At 35.0% G+C, this 17,180-nt stretch carries 17 protein-coding genes; 3 read left to right on the top strand and 14 right to left on the bottom strand.

Translation table 11 applies throughout. The features are described 5' to 3' along the window. Positions 1–278: 278 nt before the first annotated feature. The 8 genes from phoU to DF281_RS13300 all read right to left on the bottom strand — a co-directional run bounded on the left by phoU (position 279) and on the right by DF281_RS13300 (position 8,396). A complete protein-coding gene (phoU, locus tag DF281_RS13335; protein ID WP_109350756.1) occupies positions 279–938 on the bottom strand; it encodes a phosphate signaling complex protein PhoU in 660 nt (219 codons plus the stop codon). 13 nt (positions 939–951) lie between these two features. After that, positions 952–1,785, bottom strand: coding sequence for a phosphate ABC transporter ATP-binding protein PstB (gene pstB, locus DF281_RS13330; RefSeq protein WP_109350755.1), 834 nt, complete (start codon positions 1,783–1,785; stop codon positions 952–954). Between the two features lie 15 nt (positions 1,786–1,800). Continuing rightward, positions 1,801–2,679: a phosphate ABC transporter permease PstA gene (pstA, locus tag DF281_RS13325; RefSeq protein WP_109350754.1), complete on the bottom strand. Its 879-nt coding sequence runs from the start codon at positions 2,677–2,679 to the stop codon at positions 1,801–1,803. Continuing rightward, entirely contained in the window at positions 2,679–3,584 is a 906-nt protein-coding gene (gene pstC / locus DF281_RS13320) for a phosphate ABC transporter permease subunit PstC (protein WP_109350757.1), read from the bottom strand. The genes pstA and pstC overlap by 1 nt, the downstream gene beginning before the upstream one ends. Before the next feature lie 141 nt (positions 3,585–3,725). Beyond that, positions 3,726–4,703 (bottom strand): PstS family phosphate ABC transporter substrate-binding protein, encoded by a 978-nt coding sequence (locus DF281_RS13315; RefSeq protein WP_109350753.1) that lies wholly within the window; start codon positions 4,701–4,703, stop codon positions 3,726–3,728. 166 nt (positions 4,704–4,869) lie between these two features. After that, on the bottom strand, positions 4,870–7,020 hold the full coding sequence (locus tag DF281_RS13310; protein WP_109350752.1) for a peptidoglycan D,D-transpeptidase FtsI family protein: 2,151 nt from the start codon (positions 7,018–7,020) through the stop codon (positions 4,870–4,872). 168 nt (positions 7,021–7,188) lie between these two features. After that, positions 7,189–7,797: a superoxide dismutase gene (locus DF281_RS13305; protein WP_109350751.1), complete on the bottom strand. Its 609-nt coding sequence runs from the start codon at positions 7,795–7,797 to the stop codon at positions 7,189–7,191. A gap of 119 nt (positions 7,798–7,916) precedes the next feature. After that, positions 7,917–8,396: a DUF456 domain-containing protein gene (locus DF281_RS13300; protein WP_109350750.1), complete on the bottom strand. Its 480-nt coding sequence runs from the start codon at positions 8,394–8,396 to the stop codon at positions 7,917–7,919. 162 nt (positions 8,397–8,558) lie between these two features. Between DF281_RS13300 and DF281_RS13295 the strand changes: the two genes are divergently transcribed. From DF281_RS13295 to DF281_RS13285, 3 genes are all read left to right on the top strand, one after another. After that, entirely contained in the window at positions 8,559–9,095 is a 537-nt protein-coding gene (locus DF281_RS13295) for a DUF1189 family protein (RefSeq protein ID WP_109350749.1), read from the top strand. 155 nt (positions 9,096–9,250) lie between these two features. After that, positions 9,251–10,363, top strand: a complete 1,113-nt coding sequence (ispG, locus tag DF281_RS13290; protein ID WP_109350748.1) for a flavodoxin-dependent (E)-4-hydroxy-3-methylbut-2-enyl-diphosphate synthase — start codon at positions 9,251–9,253, stop codon at positions 10,361–10,363. Positions 10,364–10,383: 20 nt separating this feature from the next. Beyond that, on the top strand, positions 10,384–10,956 hold the full coding sequence (locus DF281_RS13285; protein ID WP_109350747.1) for a 5' nucleotidase, NT5C type: 573 nt from the start codon (positions 10,384–10,386) through the stop codon (positions 10,954–10,956). Positions 10,957–12,020: 1,064 nt separating this feature from the next. Here DF281_RS13285 and DF281_RS13280 read toward each other — a convergent pair. From DF281_RS13280 to DF281_RS13255, 6 genes are all read right to left on the bottom strand, one after another. Then, the gene (locus DF281_RS13280) at positions 12,021–13,139 is read right to left on the bottom strand and encodes a transglutaminase domain-containing protein (protein WP_109350746.1); all 1,119 of its coding nucleotides are present in this window, start codon (positions 13,137–13,139) and stop codon (positions 12,021–12,023) included. Between the two features lie 422 nt (positions 13,140–13,561). Continuing rightward, entirely contained in the window at positions 13,562–13,918 is a 357-nt protein-coding gene (locus tag DF281_RS13275) for a hypothetical protein (RefSeq protein ID WP_109350745.1), read from the bottom strand. A 76-nt stretch (positions 13,919–13,994) separates the two neighbouring features. Then, on the bottom strand, positions 13,995–14,627 hold the full coding sequence (locus DF281_RS13270; protein ID WP_109350744.1) for a LysE family translocator: 633 nt from the start codon (positions 14,625–14,627) through the stop codon (positions 13,995–13,997). A gap of 94 nt (positions 14,628–14,721) precedes the next feature. Beyond that, positions 14,722–15,135, bottom strand: a complete 414-nt coding sequence (locus DF281_RS13265) for a Fur family transcriptional regulator (protein ID WP_109350743.1) — start codon at positions 15,133–15,135, stop codon at positions 14,722–14,724. A 20-nt stretch (positions 15,136–15,155) separates the two neighbouring features. Further along, on the bottom strand, positions 15,156–16,007 hold the full coding sequence (locus DF281_RS13260) for a metal ABC transporter permease (RefSeq protein ID WP_109350742.1): 852 nt from the start codon (positions 16,005–16,007) through the stop codon (positions 15,156–15,158). After that, positions 16,001–16,774 (bottom strand): metal ABC transporter ATP-binding protein, encoded by a 774-nt coding sequence (locus tag DF281_RS13255; RefSeq protein WP_109350741.1) that lies wholly within the window; start codon positions 16,772–16,774, stop codon positions 16,001–16,003. Before DF281_RS13255 ends, DF281_RS13260 begins: the two co-directional genes overlap by 7 nt. Positions 16,775–17,180: the final 406 nt, after the last annotated feature.

Raw genomic sequence — 17,180 nt, 5'->3', positions numbered from 1 at the left:
ACCGAATCTATTTACACTTCGCATTAAAAAGAGCGAGCCACGCTTCATAAATGAAAAGTGATCTCGCTCAAACCAATCGATTTTTATTCAATTGAAAACTCTCACCAACGTTATTTGACAAAGAGCCTTTCATTCACCTTTTTATATATGATCGTCTACTGAAATCAAGTGTAGCTGTATTTATTTCTGAAAGTTAAAACATGAATAAGCGAGTGTTACGATTCATCCTCGCAACACCTGCTTTTAGTATGTATTAGAAGCTAAAAACCACTTCTATTTTAATTATTAAGCTCATAATGACGCCCTTTTAACAAGAAAAATAGTGCTTCTGCTAAATTTGTCGTGTAATCCGCAATACGTTCGATTGATTTACAGATGAATGAGATTTGTACTAATTGTTCAAGACTAGCGCCCTCTGTCTTTGCAGTTTCTAGTATCGACACGAGAGCTTCCCCATACAATTGATCCACTGCATCATCGCGCATTGAGATTTCTTTTGCCGCATGCAGATTTTCAGATGTAAATGCATCTACCATATCTTTTAACATCGTAATTGTTAATGCCTTCATATGCTCAATCTTCTCTGTTGAATAAACGAGTTTTTCATTCCCTAAACGAATCGTTTCCTTCGCAATATTCACTGCATGGTCGCCGATTCTCTCCATATCTGAAGCAGCGCTCACAATGACCATTAAACGTCTTAAATCAGTCGCTACGGGTTGTTGTTTTGCAATTAATAGAATCGCTTCATCTTGGATATGTTCTTCTAAACGATTAATAAAACGGTCTTGATCTAAAATCATTAATGCTTGATTAATATCTTGATTTACAAATGAATGAACTGAACGATTAAATGCTTCTAATGCCATCTCACATAAATCAACTAGTGATGTTTGGACTTCCGCAAGATTTTGCTCATACTTTTCTCTAACTACCATCTACTTTTCCCCCTTAACCGAATCTGCCAGATACATAATCTTCTGTTCGCTGATCTTTTGGATTTGAGAATATTTTATTCGTATCATCATATTCGATCACTTCTCCGTTTAAGAAAAATGCCGTTTTATCTGAAATTCGTGCGGCCTGTTGCATATTATGCGTCACGATAATAATTGAATAGTCTTTTTTCAGTTCTTGCACTAGTTCTTCTACTTTCAAAGTCGAGATCGGATCAAGTGCCGATGTTGGTTCATCCATTAAGATGACATCTGGTTCAATTGCTAAACAACGCGCGATACAAATTCTTTGTTGCTGACCACCCGATAAGCCATATGCGTTGTCATGTAGACGATCCTTAACTTCATCCCAAATTGCTGCGCCACGTAAACTTTTCTCAACAATTTCATCAAGTAATTTACGGTTTTTAATCCCATGAATTCTAGGGCCATACGCAATATTATCATAAATTGATTTCGGGAATGGATTTGGTTTTTGGAATACCATACCTACACGCGTTCTCAATTCTTCAACTTCATACTTCTTGTCTAGTATATTTCTTTCACGATATAAAATTTCACCTGTTGTTTTTACAGTAGGAACAAGTTCAACCATTCGATTTAATGTTTTCAAATAAGTTGATTTCCCGCATCCAGATGGTCCGATGATCGCTGTTACTTCATTTTGATTGATTTCTAAATCAATATTTTTTAGCGCATGTTTTTCACCGTACCATAAGTTTAACCCTTTTGTTTCATACACAGTTTTCGCTGCATTTTTAGATACGACTTGTAAATCTGCTTCCTTATTTTCATTCACTTCAAATTGTTCAACTGGTTTTTTCACCATTTTTGTTCCTCCTAATTAATATCTTTTCGAAAATTTATTTCGGATTAATACTGCAATAGAGTTCATAAATACAAGTACGATCATTAGTACGAGAATACCTGCTGCTGCAACATATTGGAATTCTTCTTGCGGACGTTTTGCCCAATCAAAGATCTGCATTGGTAAAGCCGTGAATTCACTTAACAATCCTTCAGGTAAGAAGTGAATGATTACTGGAATACCGATTACAACAAGTGGAGCTGTCTCACCTATCGCTCTTGATAAAGCAAGTATGCCACCTGTTAAAATCCCTGGAATAGCAGATGGAATTACAACTTTTAAAATGGTTTGCCATTTCGTTGCGCCAATTCCGTATGAAGCTTCACGTAAATCATTCGGTACAGCGCGAATCGCTTCTTGAGAGGCTACGATAATTACCGGTAATATGAGTAGACTCATCGTCAATCCTGCTGCCAAAACACTTTTGCCCATGCCTAGCATACGAACAAAAATTGTTAATCCTAGTAATCCGAATACGATCGATGGTACGCCTGCTAAATTAGAAATATTCATTTGAATAAATGTCGTGATTTTATTCTTTTTCGCATATTCTTCTAAATACACCGCTGCTCCAACGCCAAGGAATAGTGATACCGGCGCTACTACAGCTAGTAAGCAAAGTGATCCAACTAACGCTGCTTTAATTCCTGCATTTGCCGGGAATCGGGAAGAGAAATTCGTTAAGAAATCTAAGTTTAAGTACCCTACTCCTTGTGTCACCATTCGATAACCTAGAATGACTAGAACAAGTAACGCTAAAAGTGTTGCACCAAGAAATGTGAATTTTAAAATCTTATTCTTCATTAATCTACCTGTCATTTTTTTCTTAACAGATTGTTGATCAATATAATTCATTAATATTCCTCCCTAAACTTCTTAGAGATGAATCCTGCAAGAAGGTTCATAATTAATGTGAAAACAAATAATGTAAATCCTACTGCGTAAATTGAGTAGTAAATTGTCGTTCCGTAGCCAGCATCCCCTGTGGAAACTTGCACAATATAGGCGGTCATTGTCTGTATGGAATCCGTAATTTGGCCGTCAAATTTAGGCGTCGCACCACCTGCTAATGATACGATCATCGTCTCTCCGATTGCTCTTGAAATACCAAGTACAACTGATGCTAGAATTCCAGATAACGCGGCTGGTAGCACTACTTTCAATGCCACTTCTAACTTTGTTGAACCAAGTGCTAATGCACCCTCTCTCATCGAGTTTGGTACACTCGACATCGCATCTTCTGATAATGACGCAATCGTCGGCAAAATCATAATTCCGACTACGATCCCTGGGCTAATCGCATTAAAGATTTTCAATCCCGGAATAATTTCTTGTAATAAAGGTGTTACAAAAGTTAGTGCGAAAAATCCATAAACGATTGTTGGAACTCCAGCAAGAACTTCCAGTACTGGTTTTATTGTTTTTCGAACTCGCTCTGATGCATATTCACTTAAGTAAATGGCTGCAGCTAAACCTAGTGGCACCGCAACAATCATCGCAATTCCTGTAACTTTCAATGTACCAATGATTAATGGAAGTACACCATATGTTGGCGAACTACCCGAGAATGGTAACCACTCCGTACCAAAAATATAATCAAAAAATGGTACGCGTCTGAAAAATTCGAAAGTCTCAAATATTAAAGTAAAGACAATACCAACTGTAACTAAAACTGATATAAATGCTGTTAAAAATAATAATTTCGGCATCATTTTTTCAACAATATTTTTAAATCCTTTATTTTTCGTTTGTTCAATCATTTGTTGAACGCCTAATTTCGATCCGGATTCAGTTGATTTCAAAAGTTCCACTCCTTTATATAAAAGAGAAATCCGCCTCGGTCGCCGTTACTTTATGTTGCCAAAGTAGAGGACTGGCTTCCAAGACGAATTAATAGTTTATTATTTTAATGCTTCTAATTCTTTTTGGTCATTTGTATAGTCTTCTTCAGGTGATTGAACATATCCAACAGCTTCTGCCATTGCACCTGCATTTTTGATTGTATATTCTAAGAAGTTGTACATTACCGGATTATTCTTCACAGCTTCATTTTTCACATAAACGAATAGTGGGCGAGATAACGGTGTGTATTCTCCTGATTTAATCGTGTCGTGAGTTGGCTCAACTCCATCTACTTTTACAATTTGCAATTTGTCTTTATTTGCAAGGTAGTAAGCAAAACCGAAGTAACCAATTGCGTTTTTATCCGATTCTACACCTTTTACAAGTACGTTGTCATCTTCAGATAATGTTGCTGACTTCACCAAATCCTTACCTTCTAAAATATCATTTACAAAGTAATCGTAAGTGCCAGATTCAGTACCTGGTGAGTAGTAGACGATTTTTTCGTTTGGCCATTTCGGATTAATATCTGACCACTTTTTCTCTTTGCCAGATTCGATCCAAATTTCTTTTAATTCTTTAACTGTAGCGTCTTTTAACCATGTATTATCTTTATTTACTACGATCGAAAGTCCGTCATAAGCAATTTTCATTTCTGTGTAGTCAATTTTTTTCTCTTTTAGTTTTGTTGCTTCTTCATCTTTAATTGGACGAGATGCATTTGAGAAGTCTGTTTCTCCGTTAATAAATTTTTCAAACCCGCCACCAGTACCTGATACACCAACTGATACTTGTACTTTCGGTTGTTCTGCTGAATACTCTTCTACGATTGCTTCCATAATTGGTGAAACTGTCGAAGATCCATCTCCTGAGATTTTACCTTCTAGTTTTTCACTGCTCTCTGCATTCGCATTTGATTCTGCAGTTTGTGAAGCTCCTTTTGATGATTCATTTGCTTTGTCTCCATTTCCGCAAGCTCCTAACATTAATGCCGAGCCTACGATTGATGTCATCATAAAGTACTTCCAGTTTTTCATTTCCTTTTCCCCCTAAGAGTTTGAGTTGTTTATTACAATTCCTACTATAAAGACTAAATGTTGAGGACATATAAACGAAATGTAATGAAATATAAATGCTTTGTTAATCATTTGTAAATGAAAAAAACTCCTCAGCGCTAAATACTGCTGAGGAGTTTACATAAGGCTAACGAAGAATTTTCGTTCCTACTTCTGATTTTGTTTTTTTCGTATCTTTTTTCTTCAGCTCGAAAAATTTATCGACTGATTTACGCGCGATAATATTGTTAATCGCAGTATATTGTTCTGAAGTTGTAATCCAAGGTACAACAACTGCGTAAGCAACTTGTGGGTTATCTTTTGGAGCAAAACCAACGTGAGTTACTGAAAGAGTATTCGTCCCATAACTTTCTTTCTTAGGTCCGAAGTATACAACTTGGGCTGTACCTGTTTTACCAGCACCTTTAAATTTCGAATCTTTAAATGACGAAGCACCTGAACCTTGCGCACCATAGTAAACTTTCGTCATTGCTTCCCGAACATGTTCAATTTCTGCTTCTGAGTTCGCAAGCGTGTTTAATACTTTCGGTTGTACTTCTTGATCAAGTGCACCGATTGTCTCACCGTCTTTTGAAGGTTCATGGATTTCTTTTAATAATCTTGGAGCAATTCGTTTACCACCATTTGCAATCGTCGAAACATATTGCGCTAATTGCAGTGGCGTAAATGTATCATACTGTCCAATTACTAAATCGAGGTACTTACCTCCCAATGTTTCAGGTCCCTTAACCCCAGTGAATTCACCCGGTAAATCAATACCTGTTTCCACACCTAAGCCAAATTGAGCATAATATTTACGAACACGATCATAATCTGCTTCCGTTGTTGGAAGCGGTCCATTATAAACATATGGTAATTTTGCGATTTTCATTGCTGTTTTAAACATATAAACGTTTGATGAACGCTCAATTGCCTGTGTATCAGACATATTAATAGCGCCACCACGGTTGAAAATTGAAGATTTTGGTTTCGTACCAGCTAATTTAACTGGTGAATCAACCAACACTTCATTCGGGCGAATCGCATTGTAATGATAACCAGTTAATAATGTAGCAGGTTTAATAACAGAACCTACTTCATATGAAGAAGTAAAGTTACCAATCGAGTAATCGACTAGTTTTTGACTGCCATTTTTACTTGTTTCAATCTTTTTACCTACCATTGAAAGAATTTCGCCCGTATTAGGGTCCATCATAACTAAAAATGCACGGTCTAATAAACTCGATGCACCTGTTCTCTTAGCCATCATTAATTCATCCGTTACGATTTTGTCAGTAGCCTTCTGTAAATCACTATCAATTGTTAATACAAGGTCTTTACCTGCAGAACCTTCCTTCACAATTTTAGTATTTACAACTTTACCCGTACGGTCTGTATCAGATTGAACGATTGATTTTTCACCTTGTAAAATTGATTCATATTCTTGTTCCAAATAAGATTTACCTACTCGGTCATTACGTGAATAATCGCGCGCAAGGAAATAACTCAATTTATCGAGTGGGATACCTTCTTGCGGAGTAGTAGTCGATCCAAGAATCGCTAAATCAGATTTCTTCTCACGCTGCCAATCTGTTGTCGTATCTACACCAGGAAGTTCACTTAAATGTTCAGATACTACAGCGAATTCACGATCCGACACTTTATCGCTCTTAATAATTTGTGGGGATAAGTTATATCCCGCTACCATTTTCGAATAGATTGCTACAATTTGAAGGTCCTTATTCGTTAATGATTTTAATTCTTTTGCGGTAATTCGACTGCGAATAATCGCATCGATTTCATTTTGTTGCTCACCAGCTTTTTTGCCATTCTCTAAAATAGCTTTCTCTTCTTTATCTGATATTTTAGATTCGGCTTCTTTAGGATGTTTCACCATCCAATATTCAAATTTATCACGCTGTGCAATACGCTCGGTATCCATCGTAATTAATTTTGATAGTTTTTTTGCCATTTTCAACATTTCTTCTGAAGTTGTCGTTGAATATTTCGTGTATGTAATGGCATTCTTTGGTTTATTATCGACGAGGATCTTTCCGTCTCGGTCGAAAATTCTCCCTCTAGGAACACTTGTGTTTACTGTTGCTTCTTCGGTTTTTTGAAGTTGTGCAACATATTCATCACCTTTTACAATTTGGATGTAACCAAGTCTAATCACTAATACACTGAACATAATAAATATTGTAAAGAAGAGGATGTTCATTCTTAGGGAGAGATTGGCTCTCTGTCTAGCATTACCATTAGAGGAACGCTTTGTTTTGCCTTTGTTTTTACGCTTCATCCGTGTGCCCCCCTCTTAACTTTTTCATAACTAGTAGTATATCATTTTTTAATGTAAAAAACAGTCCTAGTATGCCCTTTACGTACTATATGTACCCTTTTTCTCAATAAAAAAGCACATCATCTTCATGACGAGAAGATGATGCACTTTGTTCCTTTGAAAAGGAAATTATTTCGCAGCAGCGTAAAGTTCTGCTACTTTATCCCAGTTTACTACATTCCAGAATGCTGCGATGTAGTCAGGGCGTACGTTTTGATAGTTTAAGTAGTAAGCGTGTTCCCAAACATCAAGACCTAATACTGGAGTTTTACCTTCCATGATTGGAGAATCTTGGTTTGCTGTAGAAGAGATTTCTAATTCGCCGTTAACTACTGATAACCAAGCCCAGCCTGAACCGAAGCGAGTTTTAGCAGCGTTAGCAAATTGTTCTTTGAAAGCTTCGAAAGAACCGAATTTAGCATCGATTGCAGCAGCTAATTCGCCTTCTGGAGCACCTTTACCATTTGGAGTTAATAAAGTCCAGAATAGTGAGTGGTTAGCGTGACCGCCACCATTGTTACGTACTGCTGTACGGATTTCTTCTGGAACAGCATCTAAGTTTGCAATTACTTCTTCAACAGTTTTACCAGCGAATTCTGCTTTACCTTCTAAAGCAGCGTTTAAGCCAGTTACATAAGTGTTGTGGTGTTTATCATGGTGGATTCCCATAGTTCTTGCATCAATGTGTGGTTCTAATGCATCGTTTGCGTAAGGTAAGTTTGGTAGTTCGAAAGCCATAATTCAATTTCCTCCTTGGAATAACTAATTATTTATTACATGATTAGATTAACAAAAAAATGGCTATTATTCAAATGAAAATGCCTATGTTAAGCGTTTTTCAGACTTTAGACGGAACTTTATACTACAAAAATAAAAATAACGATCATAATTATTTGGATTGCACCTTTAGTAACGACAGAAGTCAGAAAACCGACAAGCGAGCCAATTCCTGCCTTCATCGAGTTTACTAATGACATTTTCGAGTAAAACAATTCTCCTAAAACAGCACCTAAAAATGGACCAATCAAAATACCGGCTACTGGAATAATAAATGGGCCGACTAGTAAACCAATTGTACTTCCCCAAATCCCCGCCTTCGTGCCACCGAATTTTTTGACCCCTACAAGATTGGATACTGTATCTGCACTAAATAATAATACAGTTAAAAGTATTTGAACTACCCAGAAAAGCCAATGTAATTCTCCAAAACTATAAAATAATCCGTAGATTGTAAAACCTAAAAAGATAAAGATCACGGATGGGATAATCGGATAAACTAAACCGATAAAAGCAATTATGAAACTTGCTACTATTAAAATCCATGCAAATACTGACATGATTACACTCCTCATTCATTTCTTAGAATATTCTATTATACGTTTCGAAAGTAATGTGGTTTCATTTAATTTAATTGGAGTATATATTTCTCCTTCAATCATTTTGGGGAATTTTTAGAAAAATAGTGTAAAATGGAAATAAAAACATAGGAGTTTGATTTTATGAATATTTCACATCGTAGATTATTACTCGATGCCCTTTTTTCACCTAAAAAGCACGGTGCCTATCGTTTACTTCCAATAGGTAAAGTCATTCAATTCACTTTTCTATTAACTTTCATTATGACAATCCTTTCTTTCTTTAGCTTCTCAAACGGTTTTAATGTAGAACAAAGTCAAATTGCCGAGTTTGAAAGCTACTTTAATTCAATCAAATGGCTACTCTATCCACTTTCGTTCATAACATTATGGATTTCAATAATTGTTCTTTTCTATGTTCAAATATCAATCTATGCAGCAATTGCACTAATGTATGTAGTTTACTCGAATCGTCGCGGTGAATATCGAATGCTTTGGCGTACTGCTACATTCTCAAGTACATTCGGATTTATTTTATCAAATCTACTTAGTTTTACTGCTACACCTAGCTTTATCATCCTACTTCTTTCAAGTGGTATTACGATTTCCTACCTATTTATAGCTGTTCAAAAATATCCAAAGCAACCAAATGCACCTAAAATCGTTCCTACAAATGATTGAGGAATATCGACTTAGATCTATTCCAGTATTTTGTTATTAAACGAAAGATTTATGAATTCTTTTAGAATAAAGGTTTCTCCCTTGTCAATTCGTTTGAAACACTGATAGAATAGTGAATAGTGAGGCTACTATAAGCCAATGAAGGAGAGAGTTTGATGAACGAAATAACACACCGCTCAAACACACGTAAAGTACGTGTTGGAGACTTAACAATTGGTGGAAGTAATGAAGTAATCATTCAAAGTATGACTACGACAAAAACACATGATGTTGAAGCGACAGTTGCTGAAATTCTTCGTTTAGAGGAAGCAGGTTGTCAAATCGTTCGTGTTGCTTGTCCTGATGAACGTGCTGCTGATGCACTAGCTGATATTAAAAAGCAAATCCATATCCCATTAGTTGCGGATATTCACTTTGATTATAAATTAGCGCTTAAAGCAATCGATGCAGGCGTTGACAAAATCCGTATCAACCCAGGTAATATCGGGCGTAAAGAAAAAGTTGAAGCAGTTGTAAATGCTGCTAAAGCAAAAGGTGTACCAATTCGTATTGGTGTAAACGCTGGATCACTTGAAAGAAAAATTCTTGAGAAATACGGCTACCCAACTGCAGACGGTATGGTTGAATCTGCATTACACCATATTAAAATCTTAGAAGATCTTGATTTCCACGATATTATCGTGTCAATGAAAGCATCTGATGTAAACCTTGCAATTGAAGCATACGAAAAAGCTGCACAAGCTTTCGATTACCCACTTCACTTAGGTATTACTGAATCAGGTACTTTATTCTCTGGTACGATTAAATCTGCGGCTGGTTTAGGTGCGATTTTATCAAAAGGAATTGGTAATACATTGCGTATTTCACTTTCTGCGGATCCAGTTGAAGAAATTAAAGTTGCCCGTGAATTACTTAAATCATTCGGTTTAGCATCAAATATTCCAACACTTATTTCATGCCCAACTTGTGGTCGTATCGAAATTGATTTAATCGCAATTGCCAATGAAGTAGAAGAATATTTACAAACAATTAAAGCCCCAATCAAAGTTTCGGTACTTGGTTGTGCAGTAAACGGACCAGGTGAAGCACGTGAAGCAGATATCGGAATCGCTGGCGCACGTGGTGAAGGTTTATTATTCAGACATGGTAAAACAGTTCGTAAAGTACCAGAAGCTACAATGGTAGAAGAACTGAAAAAAGAGATCGATATTCTTGCTGAAGCTCACTATGCAAAAGAAGCGGAAGAAAAGAAATCATTAAATAAATAATTTTAGAGGAGCGGATGCACATGACAAAGAAATATAGTTTCGGAATCGATATTGATGGAACTGTAACTGGCCAGGAATTCCTGCTTCCTTTCATTAATAATCATTTTAAAACAAATCTTGTATTAGATGATATTAAACAATATGATCTTTCAGAGGCACTACCCGTTTCAACTGAAGATTTTTATAAATGGTTTTATGCAACGGAATTAGAAATGTATAAGAACCCGCCTTTACAACAAGACGTTGTACGTATACTTAATCGCTGGCACCCAGATACAAACCTTAATTTCATAACAGCGCGAAATAGCAACGCTACGGACGTAACGGAAACATGGCTACAAAGTTCAAAAATCCCTTACGACGCGCTAGAAATAGTAGGCAATGCAAGTAAAATTCACGCAGCAAAAAAACAAAACGTCGAACTATTCTTTGAGGATAAACACGAAAACGCAATTATCTTAGCAGAAGAACTAGACATCCCAGTAATCCTTTTTGACGCACCATACAATAGACAATCAACACCAAAGAATATTGTACGCGTCAACCACTGGCAAGAAGCAGAACAATGGGTGAAAAAAGAATTCGGGATTTAAAGAAAGAAAAGCTGAAAGCTCCGTTTATCCCTCAAGTATTTGGAAAGCTCGAATTGAAAGCATCTTTCCAGCTTTCAACCGAGAGATTGAAAAGACCTAGAGGGATGGAGCTTGAAGCTAGACAAAGAAGATAAGCTGAATGTGCCGATCACACCTAGAGTACTTGGAAGGTTTTCAAGAAGAAAGCATGCTCTTCGCTTTCAATTGAAATTCTGAAAGGACCTCAAGATGTGGCACATGAAGCTAGACAATAATTAAAAGGGAAAAAGGCTGCTCACACTCAGAGTACCTGCAAAGCTTGAAATGATCCAAGAAACACTTACAAAACTTAAACGCCCTTCTTTCAACCAAAAGGACACTTGATTTTGAAATCAAGTGTCCTTTTATGCTTCTATTACATATGTTGGTTCTTAAAATAATTCATGTTATTTCTTTCAATCATGATATATATGCAATATATAACTTTAAAAAACACCAGTTCCTTGAAACCTTATTTTTTCGAAACACCTTAAAAGTCTCTACTATTACTCTCACCCTTATTCCGTAAACTAAAAATATTACTACCTTCTTGATTTAATTTCTAAATCGAACGAATACCCTTTTCATATTTCGGCTACTTCACTACAAATCGATTTACTAATTTAATTATATCCTTCACAGTAACTAAGTCATCATTTTGTACCAATAAAGAAACCTAAATCAAATGATTTAGGTTTCTTTGGGCTTTACCAATTGTATTCATATTTGCAAGTTTACCTTTAGTATATGCGAGATTTTGAACATGAGCGTTAGAACTTTATGATGTTTCCTAGCGCTAATATTGAAACTATATAATCTTTCGTGATTTTTACTATTCGCATAATAAATTGTATTTCCTCGTTTTCAACTACAAATTTTATGATGCAGCATTAACCTATGGCACTTTCCATATAGTTATTCGATAGTTCCGTAAATTTTTCTAAAAAGATGCTAGGACATAAGTGTGAAAACACCATCTCATATGAGCATAAATTGTGACATATTTATATTTTAGATTTAATTTTTGGAGTTATTTAAAAATCTTATTAAATTTTCATTTTATGAGCTTTAGAACCTGTTTTATAATGAATATACGAACCTTTCACTTGTAAATACTGTGAATTTCTACTATTTAATTTTTTCAAATACTTACCATTTGTATTGATTGAGTAAAGAAATGCTCCATTTGAAAAGTTACTAAAGTAGATTTTCCCTTTGGCAGCTACTAAATATTGACCGCGATGTTTCGTTAGCTTCTTACCTTTGCCTGTTTTTAAATCTTTCACATAAATTTGTTCTTTATTTTTCATGCTTGAATAATAGAATTTATTACCAACTTGAACTGCAGAACTTGCATCTGCTAAGAAATCATATTTTGAAGACGTTGCAGATGGATAATTCGAACGAGTCCAAGTGTGGTCTTTTGCAAGTTGTTTATCACTTACCAAGAAATAATTATATTGAATTTCAGTCGGGCTGTTTGGCGTTGGATCATTCCAAGTAGTGTCTAAGTTGTACCATTTTCCATCTACTTTCACTTTATTCCACGCATGGTTTTGGTCTAAAGATACACCAACTACATATCTTACTGGAATATTTAATTGCTCAAGCATTTTCAAAGTTACTAAAGCGTATCCTTGGCAAACTGCTTTGCCCGATTTCATCAAACCGTATGCTGTAAATCGGTCGCCTGAATTACCACCGTATGATGTATTTGATACGATGAAATCATTTACCGCTTTCACTTTTTCATAATCTGATTTGGCAGTTTTTTTGATTTTTGCTACTTCTTTTTTAATTTGTTGATCCGCAAAGTGATCTTTTTCTTTGGAAGTGAAATACTTCACTTCATATTCTATTTGACCTTTTTCAGAAGATGTACGAATTGTTTGACGGTAACTAGATAGAGTTCCCGCTACGATATCTTCTTGATCAATAATTTTTGGCAGTATTGTTCTTGCGCTTTTTTGGAATTCAGACATATCACCTGTGTAGTGTACATCAAAGTTATTTTCGTAATTTTTCACATTTTCTTTCACTTGATCTTCAAATCCAGAGATTGTGTTTACTTCTATTGTAGATTCGGCTGATGCTTCCTTACCTTCTAATAGGAAAGTCATCCCAAGAACTAGTAGTGAAGATAAAACTATTTTTTTCATACCCATTTCTAACAACTCCTATTGTACTAATGAAATTCCATTTGAATGTATCTTTAGTATCAATTATAACCTGTTAATTTAAAGAATCAATAGACCTTAATAATTGTCATTTTTAGGTATTAGTTTAGTGTAAATAATTGTTAAAGTTATTTTTCTTTCAGATTTTAGTTAAATACAAATCGATTAAAAAACGCATATATTTATTAATAATTAAAGTCGTACAGGGTTATATTGACTAGCTCAATATGTTTTAAAACTACTTTTTATACAAATAGGTATTTGGACTATATTTGAACTTCCTATTTTTTATTTACTTATATCTTCATATTCATTTTGAAATACTTTTTAAATTTACTTGTTCAGCACTAAAAACCACCAAATCGATCATTTTACGCATCGTTTTAGTGGTTTCATCTACTTCTATTCATTTATTTTATTGGTAATACAATTTCATCTTTTTCATTCTTCCCTCTAATTGTTATTTCTTTAATTGAAGATGCATTTTTTGATTGTATTTTGAAGTCGTATCCACCTTTTTTTCCAGTGAACAACGCAGCTTTAATCGATAAAACCATTTTACCATCGACAATCGTATAGTTATAACCTGCATAACGAGTTGAATCATCTTTAAAATCACCTTTTACATGAATAAATCCATCTGATTCAGAAATTGTAATCGGATCTAACTGACTTACTTCTACATTTTTTGCGATATAACCGTAGATTAATGTACAACCGACAGCTACTACAAGTAAAAGTGGAATCAACCACTTCAATTGTTTCATAAAATCACCTTCATCCATAATATTACTGTCAGTATAGCATAGCAGAATGGCATTAAATGTTTCGTAACAGTGAACTTTATAACTTTTCTGTAGCGATTTTTATGCCTAAACCAATTAATATTACTGCGGTAAGCTTATTAAAGAGCTGTTGTACTTTTTCTTGTAAAAACCAATTTCTAATTAAATTGATGATCGCGACAATTGCAGTTAACCAAATTACAGAAATCAGCATTAAAATTGCGGCTAAAGTAATTAATTGGACACTGACCGACTCTACCGGGTTAATAAACTGTGGCATAAGTGTTACATACAATAATAATGTCTTAGGATTTAATAAATCAGTTGTAACTCCCTGTGTAAAGCAATTCAGTCTATTACTTTTAAATCGACCTTTTGCAGCTTCCGATTGTTCAACTAACTTCACATTTTGAGCTTTTGCTCGCCAAGATTGAATACCTAAGTAAACTAAATAAGCCGCTCCAGCATACTTTATGAACATAAATACTACAATCGACTTAGAAATGACAGTCGCCAATCCTAATACTGCTAACGTTGTCCAAACGATTAATGCGACAATTATGCCGATCATCGTAAACATCCCTGCACCTTTACCATATGTAATTGTATTTTTTAGCACTAATAATGAATCCACCCCTGGTACCATCACGATTAAAAGTGCTACTACTGTAAACATCCAAATTTCGTTCATGTGATCACTCCTTCTTTTTATTATAATCTTAATTTTCGGAAAATAGTATAAAAAAAGAAAAGAGGGTGATTTCCCCTCTTTCTAAGTTTCGATGCTAATGTTGGCAACTTGGACATTTCCCGTAGATTTCAAACTTATGTTGATCGATTGAATAACCTGGTAATTGTTCCGTCAAATTCTCCATTGGGCAATGGTGGATTTCTTTAATATTGCCGCAGTCCATGCATATGAAATGGTGATGATGATGTTCTGTTTCGCATTGCATACGGAAATGTTTTTCACCTGTAAGTTCAGTAGACTCTAAAATGCCAAGTTCAACAAAAGTTGATAAGTTTCGATAAATTGTATCATAGCTCATGCCCGGATAATCAATTTTCATTACATCTAATAAATCTCTCGCCGTTAAATATTTTTCCGATTGACTAAAAAGTTGTAAAATTTGTTCACGTTTATCCGTTTTCTTAAAACCTTGATCTTTTAAAATCTCCCAAGCTCGATTCAAATTCATCTCATCTCACTACTCCCCTCTTATTCCGTGCGTGCTACCATTGCTTTTGAAATCTTTTTACCAATTAGAACAATTAATAAAATTATGATTGATGTTATAACGATTGTACCACCTGGCGCTAAGTTTAAATAGAATGCTGATACTAATCCGATAATCACGGCTAATTCACCAAAAACGATGGAATAGACGATGGTTTGTTTAAAGCTTTTCGCGATTCGAATACTTGCCGCTACAGGTAATGTAATTAAAGATGATACGAGTAAAATCCCGACTATACGCATTGAAGCTGCGATGACCAACGCTGTAATAATCATAAAAATTGTATGAATTACTTTCGTAGGTAAACCACTTGCTTTTGCGTACTCATCATCAAATGATAAGACGAATAATTCTTTATATACTAAGAAAATAAATAAAATGACGATTAATGCAATCCCGATGACAATATATAAATCCTGTCGGCTAACTGCAGATACTGAACCGAATAAGTAACTAAATAAATCCGTACTAAATCCTTGAGCTAATGAGATGAAAATCGCACTCATTCCTAAACCTGCGGACATAATGATTGGTATAGCAAGTTCTTCAAAATGCTTATACAATCTACGTAATTTCTCAATTAACATCGATCCACCTACTGCGGCTGTAATCCCTAAGTATAATGGATTTAAAGTTGCTAGACCTGTCACCGTTTGGCTCAAGTACAGACTGCCTGCAATTCCCGCTAAAGTAACGTGAGAGAGCGCATCAGCAATTAAAGATAGTCTTCTCACTACGACAAATACACCAAGTAAAGGTGCAATCAATCCAATAATAATCCCTGCTAAAAATGCGTTTTGAAGAAATTCATAATGTAAGATTGAGGCTAACATTGTTCCCCCTCCTTATGATTATGAATTTTGCGAACAGAATAACCGTACCATTCATTCAACTGATCTTTTGATAGGTTCATATATTCGTCTTTAAAGCCGTGGAAATGAATTGTTTTGTTTAGACATGCTACATGACTAATTTTACTTGAAACGATGTCTACATCATGCGTAACAAGCATTAACGTCATGTCATGGCGTTTATTCAAGTGTGCCATTAGATTGTAGAATGATTGAACATTTTCATAGTCAATTCCGACAGTTGGTTCATCTAATATAAGCAACTTAGGTTCTGCGACAAGCGCACGGGCGATAAATACTCGCTGCTGTTGCCCACCTGATAATTCACCAATATTGCGATTGATAAAGTCTTCCATACCAACAGACTGTAAAGCTTCTACTACTAGTTTTTCTTCATTTTTCGATTTTCTTTTAAAAAGCCCTAGTTTCTTCACAAGACCACTCGCTACAACTTCACGAACAGTTGCAGGGAATCCAGAGTTAAATGAATTTGATTTTTGAGAAACATAACCAATCCATTCACGATGATTAAATTTAGAAGCATCTTGTCCAAATAGCTTAACTTGACCACTACTTGGTTTTAAAAGACCTAAAATTAGTTTTAACATTGTTGATTTACCAGAGCCATTCGGTCCTAATAATGCGAGGAAATCTCCCTCATTAATCTCTAAAGATATATTATTCAATACATTTGTATATTCATATTGGAACGAAACATCTTGCAACTCGATTAGGGGTTGCTTTGCCATAAACTTCTCTTCTTTCTAATTCAGAATCATTACGATTTACAAATTAAAATTATAATAGAAGAATGACGAGATGTAAAGGGATTCGGGCTAAGTAATGTATTTTCAATTTTATGTAGATGAAAACGAACCTTTTTGCACTTAATTACTCATCGTATTTTGGATCTTTTACAATCAATATGTTAATGATCCATTGCATATGTACTTTTTCTACATTCAACTTCATTGAAAGAAATAATCTGAATTGTTTTAAGACCCCAACATATACAATAGAACAAAAAAGGTTCTACAATAAATAACGTTGGTGAAGAAAAAAGCACCGATCTCTCATCAGATCGGTGCGGAAACTTCATGAACGTTATTTTTATTCAAAAAAAATAGAAAACAAGTGAGTTTCCCTATAGAATAA

It is taken from the genome of Kurthia zopfii (assembly GCF_003143955.1).
Taxonomy (GTDB): Bacteria; Bacillota; Bacilli; order Bacillales_A; family Planococcaceae; genus Kurthia; species Kurthia zopfii.
Note: the sequence above shows the minus strand (reverse complement) of the source record. Positions and strands in the feature narration are given on the sequence as shown.